Consider the following 16,017-nt stretch of genomic DNA (forward strand, 5'->3'; position numbering starts at 1 on the left):
GTGTCCCCATATTTGGAAGGAATCGGTCTGCGCTGCAGCCGTTAATATTTGGAGGAGAGCCTTACTATGTTCATGTACTCGGATTATAGCCAGCATCTGCTGGACCATGTAAAGAAGATCCATTTTATCGGCTGCGGCGGCAGCGGAATGTACCCGCTGATCCAGATCTTGGCCGCCAAGGGCTACGAGCTGTCCGGCAGCGATGTGCTGGACGGCAGCATCATCCGCTACGAGCGGGAGATGGGCGTGAAGGTCAGCCTTGGCCACAATGCGGATAACGTTGTTGGTGCGGACATGGTGGTGTACTCTGCCGCCATCTCCAAGGATAATGTGGAACTGAACGCAGCTGCCTCCTATGGCATCCCCACCGTGGAGCGCAGCGTGCTGCTGGGCTATGTGAGCCGCCTGTACAAGCAGAGCATCTGCGTGTCCGGCACCCACGGCAAAACCACTACCACCTCCATGATCACCACTGCGCTGGAACTGGCAGGGCGCGACCCCTCTGCCGTCATCGGCGGCAAGCTGCCCCTCATCAACGGCTACGGCAAGGCCGGCAAGGGCGATGATATCGTCATCGAGGCCTGCGAGTTTGCCGAGACCTTCCTGAAGCTGACCCCCTACCTGTCCGTGGTGCTGAACATCGACAACGACCATCTGGACTACTACGGCAGCATGGGCGAGCTGAAGTTCGCCTTCAAGCGCTTTGCCCTGATGACCCAGTTCATGATCTTTGCCAACGCCGACGATAAGAACACCATGGACGTGATGTACACGCTGGACCGCCGGGTGCGCACCTTTGCCATCGACAACCACGGCGACTACCGCGCTGTCAACGTCAACGAGTATAAGCCCGGCTTCTTCGAGTTCGACCTGAAGGAGTGGAATACGACCGACACCACCCGCATCCGCCTGTCTGTGCCCGGCCGCCACAATATTTATAATGCACTGGCCATGTGCGCCGTGTGCCGCTTTGTGGGCCTGAGCGCAGAGCAGTGCGCCGAGGCCGCCCTGAACTTCAAGGGCGCAGGCCGCCGCTTTGAGGTGTACGGCGAGTGCAACGGTGCGCTGGTCATCGACGACTACGCCCACCACCCCACCGAGCTGCGCGCCACCCTGAACACCGCCAAGGAGATGGGCTACAAGCGCCTGATCGCCGTCCACCAGCCGTTTACATACAGCCGCACCAAGATGCTGTTCAACGACTTTGTGGATGTGCTCAAGATCCCGGACATCACGGTGCTGACCCCCATCATGGGCAGCCGCGAGCCCAACGACCCCACCATTACCAGCGCAAAGCTGGCAGCGCAGATCCCCGGCTCTGTGCTGGTGAACAGCCTGCAGGAAGCCGCCGACTGGGTAAAGCAGAACGCCCAGCCCGGCGATCTGGTCATCACCCTCGGCTGCGGCGATATCTATAAAGCCAGCAAGATGATGGTGGAAAAGGATCAGTAAGTTTATTTAAAAGGGACACCGGACAGCCTGCGGGCTGTCCGGTGTCCTTTTTTAGATACAGCGGCTGCTGTCAGGTGTCATCGTAATGTCCGCGGCAGGAAACGATAAACACAATGCCGTTTTCTTCGTAGTAAACGATGCGGTTCACATCGTCGATACGGCGGCTCCACCAGCCGCTGAGCGTACCGCGCAGCGGTTCCGGCTTGCCGATGCCGTCAAAGGCGTTGCGGGAGATATCTTTGATCAGCGCGTTGATGCGTTTCAATGTCTTTTTGTCCTGCATCTGCCAATAAAGATAATCCTCCCATGCGCGATCCTCCCACAGCAACCGCATCAGGCTTCCTCGATGAGATCATGCGGGGCAAAATGCGCCTTGCCGCTGCGCACATCCCGCATGATGCCTTCCAGATAACGCTGATTGGCAGAGGAATAAAAGGGGTCTGCGGTCAGCTCGAACGGAATGCGCTTTTCCCGGGCGCAGGCCTTGAGAAAGATGGTGATAGCCGTGTTCATGCTCAGACCGATTTCGTCAAAGGTCTGCTCTGCCTCATGCTTCACGGTGTCATCTACGCGTACACTGATCTGTGCCATATCCAGCACCTCCTTCTTTCTTTGATTCTACCATAAATGAAAGCAGAATGCAATCAAGATGCTTTCTTTTTATTGTATGCCTTTCACCCTGAAATATTCCCGCAGACGCAGAAGCGCCCCGCAGTCATTCGGCTGCGGGGCGCTTCTGCGTTTCTATCTACGATTCTGGAAGGATGTTGGCATTATCAGAACTTGAACAGGTCCACGATGCGCTGCCACAGGCGGGTGAAGATGTTGCCCTCCTTCACCGTCTCAGTCTCAGCCACAGCATTGTTGGCAGCGGCCACGGTCTCGGCGGTCTTGTAGACAAACTTCACGCTGCTCTCGGCGTCCTCGGGTGCACCGGCAAAGCTGGTGTAGCTTTCCAGCCGGTCGGACATCTCGTCCAGCACGGTCTTGAGGCCGTGCAGCTGATCCTGATCCAGTGCGCCGGTCAGCTTGGAGATGCCCTCCTCGTTGAACTGGTTCAGGCCGTCGTTCAACTGATGGGTGCCGTCGTTCAGCTGGCTTGCGCCCTCGTTCAGGGTGTTCACGCCATCGTACAGGGTCTTGGTACCGGCGGCAAGCTGGGCGCTGCCGTCCTTGGCAGAATGGGCACCATCTGCGGCGGTCTGCACACCGGCGGTGTACTGACCCACGCTGGAAACGAAGTACTGGATCTTGGAAAGGCTGTCCTTCAGGGCACGCACATCCGCGATATCCTGACTGTTCTCCACCTGATACTTCAGCTCTGCCTTGGCGGTGTCCTTAGCCTCCTGACTGGTCAGCAGCTGCACCAGACCGCACAGCATGGAGGGGTCGTAGTTCTGCATCAGGTGCAGAGCAGCCTCCAGATCATGGTTCGTCTTGGTAGCGGAAAGGTACAGCGCCAGATCCAGCTGGCTGTCCTTGAAGCTGGGCGCCTGCTCCCAGATGGTACGCACCATCTTGCGGCGGCCGGCAGCCAGCGTCTTGTCGTTGATGGTCAGGATGTTGTCGATGACCGCGGCGTAGTTGTCCCAAGTCATATCGGTGTCGATCAGACCGCCCTCTTTCAGGGTCTTGTTGGCAGAAGCCAGCACGCCGTCTGCCACCTGCTGTGCACCGCTGTTCAGGGCGCTGTTGTTGGCGCTCAGGGTGTCCAGACCGTTGGTCAACTGGCCCAGACCCTCGTCCAGTGCGGCTGCACCATTGTTCAGGGTGTTGGCGCCGTCCAGCAGTGCCAGCACGCCGCTGGCCAGCTGACTGGTGCCATCCTCCAGCTGAGAAGCGCCGTCCAGCAGCTGGCTCATGGCATCGTTCAGCTGGTTGATGCCGTCGGTCAGGTCGTTGATGCTGCTCAGGTCAAACACATTGTCAGTGCCCAGAGCCGCAGCGCTGGTGGCGCAGGCCATCATCACCTGCGGGCAGGTCAGCCCGGTGACATCTGCTTCCACCGTGATGGTGTCCTGCAGATAGTCCTCAATGGTGTCCAGCTCGTCCGGCAGCAGACCGGACAGGGAATCCTTCACGCCCGGCAGGGTGACAAAGGCAGCCACATTGCTCTTGGCGGCGCTTTCCACCAGACCGTGGGCAGCCACCACATTGGTGGCATCCTGCCCAAAGATCACGCCCACAGCGGTGACCAGCGGGGTGACGATGGTGCGGTCGGTGCCGTTCACGTTCACGGTGCCGGTCTCGTTGTTCTTCAGGGCGATGGTCATGGTCAGATGACCGCTCTTGCCGATCAGATCTTCCAGCGCGGCTTCCTGACCGTCCAGCGCGTAGGTGACGGTAGCCTGAATGGGCAGGGCGCGGTCCGTGTCACCTTTATAATACACATCGGTATCATCGGTGTTCCACACCAGCTTTTCGCCGTCCTGTGTGAACGCGGCGCTGCTCTCAGTGTTCTGGATATTGGTCAGGGTGCTCTGGTCGGTTACTTTGGACAGACCGGAGGCGCTGTAAACATGCTCGCTGACGGTGGTGCTCTGGATGGAGCCATCGGCGTTCATCACAGCGTACACGGTCTCAGACTTGGTAAAGCTGCTGCCGCCTGCGGCAAAAGCCGGGGCTGCACAGCTGGCGGCAAGGGCAACTGCCAGCGCCGCACTGGCGAAACGAAGCGATTTTTTCATAACGCATTACTCCTTTTCAGACTTCTTGGCGTTGGCAGATTCAGGGACCATCCATTTCAGGGTGGTGTGGCGGATGAGCCAGTCGCACAGCATCAGGGCGGCGGGCAGCATCACCAGAATGACCAGCATACTGATCAGAGCGCCGCGGGAGATCAGCAGGCAGATGCTCCGCAGCAGTTCCATCTTACTGATGGCGGCCACGCCGACCGTAGCGGCGAAGAAGGTCAGGCCACTGGTCAGGATGGACTGGCTGCAGTGCTCCAGCGACTGCTGGGCAGCTTCCTTGGGGGTGCGGCCAAAGGCGCGCTCCTCGTGATAACGGGTAGTCATCAGGATGGAGTAGTCCACGGTAGCGCCCAGCTGGATGGTGCCGATAACGATGCTGGCGATGAAGGGCAGCTGCGTACCGGTAAAGTACGGGATGCCCATATTGATGGCAATTGCGGCTTCGATGCTGGCAACCAGCAGCACCGGGATGGAGATGCTCTTGAAGGAGATGGCGATGATGACCAGAACGGCCATGATAGACCAGACATTGACGTTCTTGAAGTCCACGTCTGCCACCTCGATCAAGTCTTTGGTCATAGCGCCTTCACCGGTGATGACGCCCTCGGGATCTACATTTTTGATCAGGCCGATCATCTTGTCCAGCTGACTGTTGATGGCATCCGTGCCGGTCTTGTAGGAGCTGTTGGCCAAAATCAATTTGTAGCCGCCGGATTGCAGGATCTCCATCACGCTGTCGGGCAGCAGCTCGGTGTCAAAGCCGGGGCCGGTAATGGAATCCAGACTTACCACCTGCGTGATACCGTCCACGTCCTTCAGCTCGTCGCACAGGTCGGACACCTGCGTGGCGGTCAGATCGTCATGCACCAGAATGAAGTGGCTGGTGGTCATGCCGAAGTCCTCGCCCAGCTTGTTGGTGCCCACGATGCCGGTCAGGTCCTGGGGCAGGGAGTCGAACAGGGTGTAGTACACGCTGGTCTTGTTCTGCGCAATGGCAAAGGGGATAAGGATGAGGATAAAGACGACCACGATGGGCACGGAATGCTTGGAAACAAAGTAGCTCAGCTTGGTCAGCCGGGGGATAACGGTGCGATGCTTGTATTTTTCCACCCACTTATCAAAGGTAAGGATCAAAGAGGGCAGGATGACCACGGTGCAGATGACGCCCAGTGCCACGCCCTTTGCCATGACAAGGCCGATATCACGGCCCAGCGTCAGACGCATGGCGCACAGTGCAAGGAAGCCTGCAATGGTGGTCAGGCTGGAAGCGGAGATGGAGGTCATGGTCTTGCAGATGGCGCTGACCATGGCTTCTTCATTGGTGGAGCGCAGCTCCTTTTCTTCCTCATAGCGGTGCAGCAGGAAGATGGAGAAGTCCATCGTAACGCCCAGCTGCAGCACAGTGGCAAGCGCCTCGGTGATGTAGCTGATCTGTCCCAGCAGGATGTTGGTGCCGAAGTTGTACGCGATGGGGAACAGCAGACCCAGCATGAACAGCAGCGGGGTGAGGGTGCTTTCCAGCGAGAGGAACAGCACCAGCAGGCTGGCACCCACGGCGATCAGGATGTACAGGGGCATTTCCTGATTGACCAGTGCCTTGGTGTCCTGCAGAATGACGCTCATGCCGCCGAAGAAGCAGTCCTTGCGCAGCAGCTTTTCGATCTGCTTGACGGCTTCCATGGTTTCGTCGCTGGCGCTGGGGGCGTCAAAGCGGACAATCAGCATGGTGGAATCGTTTTTGCCGAACATGAACTGCTGCACATCGGCAGGCAGCATGGCGGTGGGAATGTTGGGGTCGATCACATCGCTGAGCCAGAAGGTCTGGGTGACGCCGGGCACGGCTTCTATCTCCTTTTTCATAGCGATGAGTTCGTTGGTTGGCAGGCCCTCTACCGTGATCATACCGGTGGAGGCCAGATGGAAATCGTCCTCAAGGGCTACCTCGCCGATCATGGAGTCCAGATCCTGCGGCAGGTAGGTGAGGATGTCATAATTGATGCGGGTGGCAATGGCGCCGATTGCGGAAGGGATCAACAGCAGCACGGCTACTGTTAAGATCAGCTTGCGCAGACGCACGATGCCTTGTGCGATCTTTTTCATGAGAACCCTCCAGAATAGAAAGTTGATTGGGAATGTCCGCAAAACTGACTGTTGGTCATCTTCCGGGCAAACACTATTATATCCACCCCGGGCAGAGTGTCAAGCAGGAAAAGTGACCGAAAGTCAGTTTTTTTATCACCTGCAAAAAATTGTATAGCAAACCGGGCTTGCACAAACGGCCAAGGACTGCTAAACTAAGGTACGCAGACCGGACGCAGCACATACCTGCGTCTGAATTCAGAGAAAAGAGGAATCTACCCAGAGCATGAGCACCGTGGAAGGTAAGAAACAGGAAAAGCGCCGCGCCCTGCTGGATGCAGCCTATGAGCTGTTTCTGGAGCGGGGCACCGCCAAGACCAGCGTGGAGGATATCACCAGCCGGGCAAAGGTGGGCAAAGGCACGTTTTATCTGTATTTTCAGGATAAGGGCGCGGTGATGCAGGCGCTGCTGGGGCGGGTGAGCTACCAGCTGCTGAGCGATGCCTGCCTTGCGGTCGAGCAGCACCCCGAGCTGCCCGACTTTACCGCGCAGGTAGTGTTCGTCATCGACCATATCATCGAGGCTTTGCGGCAGGATGCGCTGGTGCTGCGGTTTCTGGAGCGCAACTTCGTCTGGCCCGGGCTGGACCAGATCGAAGCCAGCAGGGAAGCCGAGCCCCTGATGCGCAAGCTGCTTGCCATTGTGCTTTCCAGCCCGGAGATGGCCGGACGTAGTGAGCGGGAGGTCTACCAGCGCATCACCGCCTTGGGCAGTATGTGTATGTCGGTGTGCTATTCCAGCATTCTGGAGGGCAAGCCGGACAACATCGACGCCATGAAGCCGGTACTGTACGATATCATCCGCCGGGCGCTTTCGCCGGAAAAGTAAAAAAGAACGCATAAAAAAGCACAAAAGGTCTTGCTTTTTGCAAAAAGCTGTGGTAAACTATCCAAGTCGATATGACATGGACGGTTAGCTCAGCTGGTAGAGCATCTGCTTGACGTGCAGGAGGTCACAGGTTCGAGTCCTGTACCGTCCACCATACAGTTCGTACTCGAACCCGATTCTTTATGAAAAAGGGTTCGGGTATTTTTTTTGCAACATTGGGACTCAATTGTTTTGGAGGATTCTGTGCTTGTCAAATTAAAGACTTTTTTTCGAACAGCTTATAATTTTTTCAATCGCATCCGACTGAAAAACACGGATGTTACTTTGATTGCCAGTAACTGCAATGGCTGTTGCATTCTGCATGATCTCGGTTTGAAATTTAATTCACCTTTTGTGAATCTATGGGTCGAGCCTTCTGACTTTATAAAACTCTGCGAAAATCTGAAAGATTATCTCCAATACGACCTTGTATTTATTACACCCGCCGAAAAAGAAATCACTTACCCTGTTGCATTGCTGAAGGACATTAAGTTATACTTTCAGCATTATTCTTCCGAAGAGGAAGCCTCTCTCGCTTGGAATCGTCGAAAAGGTCGAATAAATTTTGATAATCTTTATTTTCTTTTTACAGACCGTGATGGATGCACCAAGCAAAATCTGTTGGACTTTGATCAATTGAATTTGAAACACAAGGCTGTACTTTGCCACAAACCGTATCCCGATATTGAATCCGCCGTTTACATCAAAGGATTTGAAAGCGAATCGTGCGTCGGAATGTGTATGCGTTATCGAAGTCGCTTTTCTATCAGAAAATACTACGACGATTTTGACTATGTTGCATGGTTCAATCAAACTTAAACAGAAATCTCTCTCCAGCAAAGAGCTATGTATCACTAGGGAAGGCGACATCCTATCCTACTCGTTCCCAGCAGGGCTTGGGGCAGGGACGCCCCGGCAAGAGTTTCCGAGGTGAAGTTCCCACCATCTGCAAAAACCTTTCCGCGCCAAAAACTACCTTGGCAAGAAGGATATCCATGCTATAATAAGGATACAGCAATATTTTTTGACCGAAAGGAGCTTTAGGATGCACTATCTTCTGCTGAACAAGGATACCGTCTGGCTTGCATTTCATTGCGAGCAGAACGAATACATGGAAACCGCTGCACAGGAAGATCTTTGGTACACCGCGCAGCGGCCTTTCGGCTATACGAACCTGACGGATTTTCTGGAGCGCCGCAAAGCGCCCAAGCACCGGGCGCACATTGCAGCGCTGCTGAAGGAATACGGCTGCGATACGCTGGAGGGCTATTTGAATGTGACCCATGCGCTGTCACTGAACGATACCTTCTGGGTCAGGGCAGCAGATGCCGACCTGCAATGGCGGGACGCTTCTCTTTATCAGAACCCTTTCAACGAGATGATCTCGCAGGCTGCTTTTGACGGTTCTGTGTCCAGCACAAGCTTCTCGTCCACCTCCCCGGAGTTCAGTACAGACGGGCAGTACGCCAAATGCTGGGTGCGGGAGAAGGACACCATTCAGCTGTATAAGACCGGCAGCGTATTCGGCATGGAACCGGTGTCGGAGTATCTGGCTTCTCAGCTGGCAGTCCTGCTTTGCCCGGGAGCGGCAGTCTATGACCTCGGTTTCCACCACGGGGAGCTGATCTCCAAATGCGCCCTTTTCACCAGCGAACGTTACGGCCTTGCCAAGGCCGCTGTTCTGACAAAAGACCGGACGATTGCCGGATTTCTGCGCTATTTTGAAAGCATCGGAAGCGGTGATGCCTTCCGGCGGATGTGCATTCTGGATGCACTTATCCTGAATACCGACCGGCACAGTGGAAACTTTGGTGTCCTGTTCGAGAACGACACGCTGCAAGTCCAAAAAATGGCACCCGTTTTTGATAACAACCGCAGCTTGCTGTTTGATTTGGACAACGACCAGCTGAAAAATACGGAATGGTGCATCCGGCACTGTTCGCCGCGGCTTGGCACCGATTTTATTGCAACCGCGCGCGGACTTCTGACCGACAGCATCCGTGCTGATCTGGAAAAGCTGCGGGCATTCCGCTTCACCGGCCACCCCGTGCTCTCCATCGACCCGGAACGGCTGGAGCGGCTGGACAGCATCCTGCAATTCCAGCTGGACAAAATACTGGCATAACGAACCCCCGGCAGGCTATCACCATCACGGTGGCAGCCTGCCGGGGGTATTATAATGTTATGCTGTCAAACGCTTTCTTGCCTTACACCTCGTGCTCGGCCCAGTCCTGACTGCGGCCCACGGCCTTGTGCCAGCCCTTGACCAGCTTTTCCCGCTGGGCAGCGTCCATTTTGGGCTCAAACAGCTGGTTGCAGCTCCACAGGTGGCTGATCTCCTCCCGGCTCTTCCACACGCCGGTGGCAAGGCCGGCCAGATACGCCGCACCAAGGGCGGTGGTCTCCCGGATGGCCGGGCGCAGCACCTCCTTGTTCAGGATGTCGGACTGGAACTGCATCAGGAAGTGGTCGCGGCTGGCACCGCCGTCCACCTTCAGGGTGCTGATGGTGATGTCGGTGTCCTTCTCCATGGCCCACATCAGGTCGGCGCTCTGGTAGGCGATGGATTCCTCTGCCGCGCGGATGATGTGGTTCTGGGTAGTGCCGCGGGTGATGCCCAGAATGGCACCCCGGGCGTACATATCCCAATAAGGCGCGCCCAGACCGGTAAAGGCGGGCACGATGTACACGCCGCCGTTGTCCGGCACCTTCTGGGCGTAATACTCGGAATCGCAGCTGTCCTGGATCAGGTGCATCCCGTCCCGGATCCACTGGATGACCGCGCCGCCCACAAAGACGGAGCCCTCCAGCGCATATTCTACCTCGCCGTCAAGGCTGATGGCAATGGTGGTGACCAGACCGTTCTTGCTCTGGTAGATCTTGTTGCCGGTGTTCATCAACAGGAAGCAACCGGTGCCGTAGGTGTTTTTCACGTCGCCGGGCTTAAAGCAGCCCTGCCCGAACAGCGCAGCCTGCTGGTCGCCCGCAATACCCGCCACCGGCACATCCACGCCCTGAATGTTGGTGTAGCCGTACACCTCGCTGGAGTCCTTCACGCTGGGCAGGATGCTGCGGGGAATGTCCAGCGCCTTGAGCAGGGTGTCGTCCCAGTCCAGTGTGCGGATGTTGTACAGCATGGTGCGGCTGGCGTTGGTGCGGTCGGTGACGTGCACCTTGCCGCCGGTCAGCTTCCAGACCAGCCAAGTGTCCACCGTGCCGAACAAAAGCTCCCCCGCCTCGGCCTTTTCCCGCGCACCGGGGACGTTGTCCAAGATCCACTTGATCTTGGTGGCAGAGAAATAGGCGTCCGGCACAAGGCCGGTGTTTTCCCGGATGTAGTCTGCCATGCCGGGGGTCTTGAGCAGCTCGTCCACAAGGAAGGCGGTGCGGCGGCACTGCCAGACGATGGCGTTATACACCGGGCGTCCGGTGTTCTTGTCCCACAGGATGGTGGTCTCGCGCTGATTGGTGATGCCGATGCCCGCAATGTCTCTGGGGTCCACGCCGCTCTGGGCGATGACCTCGTTCATTACGCCGTACTGGCTGGACCAGATCTCCATAGGATTGTGCTCCACCCAGCCCTGATGGGGGTAGATCTGCTCAAATTCCCGCTGCTGGACGCAGACGATGTTCTGCTCGTTGTCAAACAGGATCGCCCGGCTGCTGGTAGTGCCCTGATCTAATGAGAGGATGTATTTGGTCTGGCTCATGATCGTCTCTCCTTGCTCTGAAGCTTGAGCGCAAAACAAAAAAGAGCGCACCAAACAAAGCTATCTGCTCTGTCTGTCGCTCTCCTGCTCTGCGCAAACATATTCTGTGCTTATTGTACACGCTCTGCAGGCAAAATACAAGCTTCAGCGCGATTTTTGGACGTTCTGCACAAGAGAACCGCCCCGCCGTTGAACACTCTGCCGAACGGGGATGCAATGCAGCTGCCGGGGATGTAAAAAGCTTGCAAATTTGCGAAAAAGACGTGACGAAACGGCGCGTATGTGGTATCGTTAAGAGGTAGACTTTTTTGTTCGGAAAGGATTTCTTTGCTATGACCCGGATCGCTTTCTGTGATGACGATGCCGCTCTGCTGCACCAGATGCAGGATTTTCTGGAGCAGTACCGCACCCTGCGGGGCGTGCAGCTGGAGCTGTTCCCTTATACAAAGCCCATGGAGCTTCTGGCAGATATCGAGGCCGGGGTGCGCTTTGACGTGCTGTTTCTGGATGTGCTTATGCCCGGCATCAACGGCATCAACGCCGCGCGGGAGATCCGCCGGTACGACACGGCGGTGCAGATCATCTTTGTGACCTCTTCTTCGGAATTTGCCGTACAGTCCTATGTGGTAGGCGCATACTACTACCAGCTCAAGCCCATCTGGAAGGACAGCTTTTTCCGCCTTACCGATGCCGTTTTGGCCGAGTGCCGCAAACGCACCCAGCACAGCCTGATCCTGCGCTGCAAAAGCGGCGTGACCCGCATTACGCTGGACAGTCTGGAATACTGCGAGGTGCAGGGACGCACGTTGGTGTTCCACCTACTGGACGGCACCGTCATCGAGAGCAGCGGCAGCATGGACGAGTTGGCGCGGCAGCTGGCAGATTACCCGGGCTTTCTGCGCCCGCACCGCTCCTATCTGGTAAACATGGAGTACATCCAGAACATCACCGCCAAGAGCATCACCATGGAAAGCCTTGCCGAGGTGCCGCTGCCCCACGGGCGCTTTACCGCCGTGCGGGATCAGTATCTGGAGTACTCCTTTGCGGGAAAGAAGGTCGTCCTGTGACCGCCCCGGGCATTCTGCCGGAAGTGCTGGATGGCGCAGCAGTAGGCATTTTCGGCATCCTGCTCAGTGCGGCGTTCTGCCCCATCCGCTGGACGGGCAAAAAGCGCTGGGTGCTGGCGGGCTGCACCGCCGGGCTGCTGGCGCTGCAGGGGATGTTCTACTTTGGTGCCAGCCCAACGGCTGCCAAGTATCTTTACCCGCTTATCACCCATCTGCCGCTGTATGTCGTGCTGGTGCTGCTCAGCGGGCAGAAGATCTGGCCGCTGGTGGCAGTGCTCACGGCTTATTTGTACTGTCAGGTGCGGCGCTGGGCGGCGTTGGCGGTAGCGCTGTTCTTCCCGCAGCATCCGCTGGTGCAGCCGGTGGCAGAGCTGCTGTTCACCCTGCCGCTGCTGCTGTTGTTCATCCGGTTCCTTGCGCCCTCCATGCGGCAGCTTTCCCGCTACCCGGCCTCGGTGCAGTGCCAGTTTGGCATCGTGCCGCTGGTGAGCTATCTTTTTGATTACATCACCCACGTCTACACCAGCCTTTTATCCGAGGCGAACCCGGCGGCGGTGGAGTTCATGTTCTTTGTGTGCTGCGCGGCCTTTCTGTGCTCCATTTTGCGCGCCTCCCGGGTGGAGCGGCAGCGCATCCAGATGGAGCAGTTACAGACCAGCCTGAACCTGCAAGTCACGCAGGCCATGCGCGAGATCGAGGCGCTGCGTCTTTCTCAGCAGCGCGCCAGTACCTACCGCCACGACCTGCGCCACCACATGCAGTTTCTGGCGGGCTGCATCGAGAACGGCCGCACCGAGCAGGCGCTGGGCTACATCCGCAGCGTGTGCAGTGAGATCGAAGCCGGCAAGGTGACCGCCTACTGCGAGAACGAAGCGGCGAACCTGATCTTTTCTGCCTTTGCCGATCGCGCCGCCAAGGCCGGGGTACAGTTCACGGTGCAGGCGGGCATCTCGCAGGCGCTGCCGGTCTCGGAGAGCGACCTTTGTGTGCTGCTCTCTAACGCGCTGGAAAATGCCCTGCACGCCGCCGTGCGCTGCCGCGAAGCAGGGCAGGGGGCGTTTATTGAGACCACCGGGCACGAAAAGGGGAAAAAGCTGTTTTTGCAGATCACCAACAGCTGTCTGCCGGACGTGCAGTTTCGGGAGGGCGTCCCGGTCACCGACCGCACCGGTCACGGGCTTGGAGTGCGCAGCATCTGCGCCATCTCGGAGCGATACAGCGGCCTGACCAGCTTTGCCGCCAAGGACGGGCAGTTTACCCTGCGGGTAATGTTATAAGTTATAAAAATAATAGTAAGGCGGGAAGGTCCACGGACCTTCCCGCCTTACTATTTATTATAATTGCTGCTTTGCCAGCACGTCAGAGGTAGGGGTCTGGAACACCGGGATGTCGGCATAGGGGTCGGCAGCGGTGTCGGCGGGCAGGCTCTTCATATACTCGTCCATAGCGACAGCCACCTTCTTGGCAACAGCCACGGCCTCTACCACGGTGCGTGCGCCCATGACGGCGTCGCCGCCGGCAAATACGCCCTCGCGGGTGGTGCGACCGTCCTCGCTGACGCTCAGCAGACCCTTCTGGTTGGTCTCGATGCCGGTTGTGGTCTTGACGAGGTTGCTCTCAGAGCCCTGACTGACCGACACGATGACGCCGGTGTGGGGGTAAAAAGTCTCGCTGCCCTCTACCTGCGTAAACTTGCCGTCCTCGCCCTTGACGGTATCGCGGCAGATCAGACCGTTTTCCCGGATCTCCACCGGTGCCTTGCAGAACCGGAAGCCCACGCCCTCCAGCTTGGCGTAGCTCACCTCATACTCGGAGGCGCTGATGCAGCTTTCGTCCCGGCGGGCGTAGCAGGTAACGTGGCGGGCACCGTTGCGGATGGCGGTGCGGGCACAGTCCATGGCGGAGTTGCCCACGCCGATGACGGCCACGTCATCGCCCAGACGGAAGGCCTTGGAGTTGGCCAGATAGTCGATGCCAAAGGCTACGTTGCCAAGGCTTTCGCCCTTGATGTGCATGGCGTTGGCCTTCCACAGACCGGCACCGATGAACACGCTCTTGTAGCCGTCGCGGAACAAATCGTCGATGGTGATGGTCTTGCCGATGGTAGTGTTGGGGCGCACCTTGATGCCCTTCAGCTCTAGATGGCGGTACTGGAAATCGTCCAGCACACTGTCCGGCAGGCGGTAGTTGGGGATGCCGTAGCGCATCACGCCGCCGATCTTATCCCGGGCGTCAAAGATGGTCACATCGTAGCCCCAGCGTGCCAGCAGCACGGCGATGGTCAGGCCCGCCGGGCCAGAGCCCACCACAGCGGCCTTCATGCCGTTTTTCGGGGCGGGGCCTGCGGTCATCTTGTTGGCGTAGGTGGTGGAGATATAGTCCTCGATGATGGAAAAGTGCACCGGGTCGTGGCTGGGCATCCGGTTGCGGATGCAGTGACCCTCGCACTGCTTTTCGTGGTTGCACACCAGACTGCATACAGTGGTCAGGGGGTTGTTTTCAAACAGCATCCGGCCCGCAGCGTCCATCTGGTTTGCCTTGAGCAGACGGATGACCTCCGGGATATTGGTGTGGATGGGGCAGCCCTCCTGACACATCGGCTTTTTGCAGCCGAGGCAGCGGTTGGCTTCGTCCAGAACATGAAGTGCCATGGGTTCCTCCTTGTGTTTCCCCTGCGGGGACAGTCGTTTTTTACAAGTTTGTTGTATCCAACATTGCATTACTTTAATCATACACCCGAACCGCGCCGGATACAAGAGGGCACAATATAAAATTTTTCACGTTATTTTTTGTCAATTCGTCAAAAAGATAATTTTTTGACGATATATCCCGCCCATCGGCTCCGGTTTTGCCCGGCACAGCGCACCAAGGTCGCTGGCCCTGCTCTGGGCGGCAGCCATTTGGGCGCAGGTCTTGTTTTCCCGTGCCAGCCGCGCCAGCGAGTGGGACAGCGGCAGCGGCAGCGCCGTTTCTCCGAGCAGGGGCAGCGCTTCCTTGCGCGCGCCCAGCAGGTGCAGATAGGGCGGCAGCGCCGGGGTCTGGGCGGTGTAGCCCAGCGCCGCATCCATTGCCAGCCGCCGCATCCGCGCCCGGGGGTAGCGCACGGTGGTCAGGGCGTCCAGCAAAGCGGGCAGGCTTGCGGTCTCCCGCACGGCGTTTTCCAGCCGGTGCTCCAACCCCTCGGATACCCCGCGCACTGCTGCAAAGGGAGCTTGCCCTGCGCAGGCTGCCCGCAGCAGCGCCAGCTCGCAGTGCCCCATGACCGCAAAATCCGTATACTTTCCGTCATATTCCACCTGTTTATACAGTCTCAGCGCCTTTTCCGGCACATAAGGTGCCAGTGCCGCCGCGCCGTCCTCCGCCCAGAGCGCCCGCAGGGCACTGGCGCTGGCAAAGGCTGCATGAGCACTTTCGGTCAGTGCCTGCCCGTGGTCTGCGCCCTGCCGGGGCAGGGCGATGGGTTGTATTTCTACATTTTGTTCTATAATAGCCTTACAATACTCTACGGCAAGATTATTGTTGGGCCTGTCCAGCAGGGCGGCGATGTCTGACCCCGGGCACAGCGCCTGCACTGCCGCCTGCCGGGCGGCGGCAAAGCTGCGTGCCCCGGCGGCAAGCTGCTGTCTGAGCGCGGCACGGTAGTCCTCGCTGCACAGCACCCGGGCGGCTTTTTGCAGCAGGGCGGTGTCCGGGGTCTCTGCCCCAAAGACCAGCGTATCGCACCCGGCAGCGGCCAGAATGCGCACCCCCGCCCGGGCAAAGGCCTCGGCACCGGCGCAGGCGCAGGGCGCGGGCAGGGCAAACACAAGGTCTGCCCCGCAGGCCAGCGCCGCCTGCACCCGCACCGCCTCCGGCAACAGCGGCAGCGCCCCCCGCTGGGTAAGCCCGCAGCTCATGGCCACGGCCACCCGCTGTGCCCCCAGCGCCCGCGCCTGTGCCAGCTGCCAAGCGTGGCCGTTGTGGAAGGGGTCGTACTCCGCAATGATGCCTGCAAACTTCATGGAACTGCTCCTTTTCGCCGAAAGATTGTTAAATTTATATCGCATATACAGAAAAACCCTGTCGTTTCCGGGATTTGTGGGCAGGAT

At 58.0% G+C, this 16,017-nt stretch carries 13 protein-coding genes and 1 tRNA gene; 7 read left to right on the top strand and 7 right to left on the bottom strand.

Going from position 1 to position 16,017, the window contains the following annotated elements; all coding sequences use genetic code 11:
- The first annotated feature begins 66 nt into the window (after nucleotides 1-66).
- On the top strand, nucleotides 67-1,452 hold the full coding sequence (gene murC, locus MTP36_RS01770; RefSeq protein ID WP_117930512.1) for a UDP-N-acetylmuramate--L-alanine ligase: 1,386 nt from the start codon (nucleotides 67-69) through the stop codon (nucleotides 1,450-1,452).
- A 70-nt stretch (nucleotides 1,453-1,522) separates the two neighbouring features.
- Here murC and MTP36_RS01775 read toward each other — a convergent pair whose 3' ends face one another.
- The 4 genes from MTP36_RS01775 to MTP36_RS01790 form a co-directional block, all read right to left on the bottom strand.
- A complete protein-coding gene (locus tag MTP36_RS01775; RefSeq protein WP_118657913.1) occupies nucleotides 1,523-1,786 on the bottom strand; it encodes a Txe/YoeB family addiction module toxin in 264 nt (87 codons plus the stop codon).
- Nucleotides 1,786-2,043, bottom strand: coding sequence for a type II toxin-antitoxin system RelB/DinJ family antitoxin (locus MTP36_RS01780; RefSeq protein ID WP_249253095.1), 258 nt, complete (start codon nucleotides 2,041-2,043; stop codon nucleotides 1,786-1,788). The genes MTP36_RS01775 and MTP36_RS01780 overlap by 1 nt, the downstream gene beginning before the upstream one ends.
- Before the next feature lie 185 nt (nucleotides 2,044-2,228).
- Entirely contained in the window at nucleotides 2,229-4,139 is a 1,911-nt protein-coding gene (locus MTP36_RS01785) for a hypothetical protein (protein WP_249253097.1), read from the bottom strand.
- A 6-nt stretch (nucleotides 4,140-4,145) separates the two neighbouring features.
- Nucleotides 4,146-6,245, bottom strand: coding sequence for an efflux RND transporter permease subunit (locus tag MTP36_RS01790; RefSeq protein ID WP_249253099.1), 2,100 nt, complete (start codon nucleotides 6,243-6,245; stop codon nucleotides 4,146-4,148).
- A gap of 265 nt (nucleotides 6,246-6,510) precedes the next feature.
- Here MTP36_RS01790 and MTP36_RS01795 point away from each other — a divergent pair, with 265 nt between their 5' ends.
- The 4 genes from MTP36_RS01795 to MTP36_RS01810 all read left to right on the top strand — a co-directional run bounded on the left by MTP36_RS01795 (nucleotide 6,511) and on the right by MTP36_RS01810 (nucleotide 9,277).
- A complete protein-coding gene (locus MTP36_RS01795; protein ID WP_117528137.1) occupies nucleotides 6,511-7,113 on the top strand; it encodes a TetR/AcrR family transcriptional regulator in 603 nt (200 codons plus the stop codon).
- Nucleotides 7,114-7,191: 78 nt separating this feature from the next.
- Nucleotides 7,192-7,267 (top strand) — tRNA-Val (locus MTP36_RS01800).
- 89 nt (nucleotides 7,268-7,356) lie between these two features.
- Nucleotides 7,357-7,971 (top strand): DUF1919 domain-containing protein, encoded by a 615-nt coding sequence (locus MTP36_RS01805; protein ID WP_249253101.1) that lies wholly within the window; start codon nucleotides 7,357-7,359, stop codon nucleotides 7,969-7,971.
- 226 nt (nucleotides 7,972-8,197) lie between these two features.
- The gene (locus tag MTP36_RS01810) at nucleotides 8,198-9,277 is read left to right on the top strand and encodes a HipA protein (protein ID WP_249253102.1); all 1,080 of its coding nucleotides are present in this window, start codon (nucleotides 8,198-8,200) and stop codon (nucleotides 9,275-9,277) included.
- Nucleotides 9,278-9,359: 82 nt separating this feature from the next.
- On the opposite strand, the gene glpK is transcribed toward MTP36_RS01810, so the two are convergent.
- Entirely contained in the window at nucleotides 9,360-10,862 is a 1,503-nt protein-coding gene (gene glpK, locus MTP36_RS01815; RefSeq protein WP_249253104.1) for a glycerol kinase GlpK, read from the bottom strand.
- A 332-nt stretch (nucleotides 10,863-11,194) separates the two neighbouring features.
- Here glpK and MTP36_RS01820 point away from each other — a divergent pair, with 332 nt between their 5' ends.
- Both MTP36_RS01820 and MTP36_RS01825 read left to right on the top strand, forming a co-directional pair.
- Nucleotides 11,195-11,929, top strand: a complete 735-nt coding sequence (locus MTP36_RS01820; RefSeq protein ID WP_055185548.1) for a LytR/AlgR family response regulator transcription factor — start codon at nucleotides 11,195-11,197, stop codon at nucleotides 11,927-11,929.
- A complete protein-coding gene (locus MTP36_RS01825; protein WP_249253106.1) occupies nucleotides 11,926-13,206 on the top strand; it encodes a sensor histidine kinase in 1,281 nt (426 codons plus the stop codon). The genes MTP36_RS01820 and MTP36_RS01825 overlap by 4 nt, the downstream gene beginning before the upstream one ends.
- A gap of 57 nt (nucleotides 13,207-13,263) precedes the next feature.
- On the opposite strand, the gene MTP36_RS01830 is transcribed toward MTP36_RS01825, so the two are convergent.
- The gene (locus MTP36_RS01830) at nucleotides 13,264-14,580 is read right to left on the bottom strand and encodes an NAD(P)-dependent oxidoreductase (protein WP_015537365.1); all 1,317 of its coding nucleotides are present in this window, start codon (nucleotides 14,578-14,580) and stop codon (nucleotides 13,264-13,266) included.
- Between the two features lie 141 nt (nucleotides 14,581-14,721).
- Nucleotides 14,722-15,930 (bottom strand): nucleotidyltransferase family protein, encoded by a 1,209-nt coding sequence (locus MTP36_RS01835; protein WP_249253108.1) that lies wholly within the window; start codon nucleotides 15,928-15,930, stop codon nucleotides 14,722-14,724.
- Between the last annotated feature and the right edge of the window lie 87 nt (nucleotides 15,931-16,017).

Source organism: Faecalibacterium sp. I4-1-79, from assembly GCF_023347235.1.
GTDB classification, from domain to species: Bacteria; Bacillota; Clostridia; order Oscillospirales; family Ruminococcaceae; genus Faecalibacterium; species Faecalibacterium tardum.

What these genes read in the sequence shown, in the direction of transcription:
- MTP36_RS01790 (WP_249253099.1), bottom strand. Translation starts at nt 6,245, where the DNA reads ATGAAAAAGATCGCACAAGGCATCGTGCGTCTGCGCAAGCTGATCTTA.
- MTP36_RS01830 (WP_015537365.1), bottom strand. Translation starts at nt 14,580, where the DNA reads ATGGCACTTCATGTTCTGGACGAAGCCAACCGCTGCCTCGGCTGCAAA.
- glpK (WP_249253104.1), bottom strand. Translation starts at nt 10,862, where the DNA reads ATGAGCCAGACCAAATACATCCTCTCATTAGATCAGGGCACTACCAGC.
- MTP36_RS01780 (WP_249253095.1), bottom strand. Translation starts at nt 2,043, where the DNA reads ATGGCACAGATCAGTGTACGCGTAGATGACACCGTGAAGCATGAGGCA.
- MTP36_RS01775 (WP_118657913.1), bottom strand. Translation starts at nt 1,786, where the DNA reads ATGCGGTTGCTGTGGGAGGATCGCGCATGGGAGGATTATCTTTATTGG.
- MTP36_RS01785 (WP_249253097.1), bottom strand. Translation starts at nt 4,139, where the DNA reads ATGAAAAAATCGCTTCGTTTCGCCAGTGCGGCGCTGGCAGTTGCCCTT.
- MTP36_RS01820 (WP_055185548.1), top strand. Translation starts at nt 11,195, where the DNA reads ATGACCCGGATCGCTTTCTGTGATGACGATGCCGCTCTGCTGCACCAG.
- MTP36_RS01810 (WP_249253102.1), top strand. Translation starts at nt 8,198, where the DNA reads ATGCACTATCTTCTGCTGAACAAGGATACCGTCTGGCTTGCATTTCAT.
- murC (WP_117930512.1), top strand. Translation starts at nt 67, where the DNA reads ATGTTCATGTACTCGGATTATAGCCAGCATCTGCTGGACCATGTAAAG.
- MTP36_RS01835 (WP_249253108.1), bottom strand. Translation starts at nt 15,930, where the DNA reads ATGAAGTTTGCAGGCATCATTGCGGAGTACGACCCCTTCCACAACGGC.
- MTP36_RS01795 (WP_117528137.1), top strand. Translation starts at nt 6,511, where the DNA reads ATGAGCACCGTGGAAGGTAAGAAACAGGAAAAGCGCCGCGCCCTGCTG.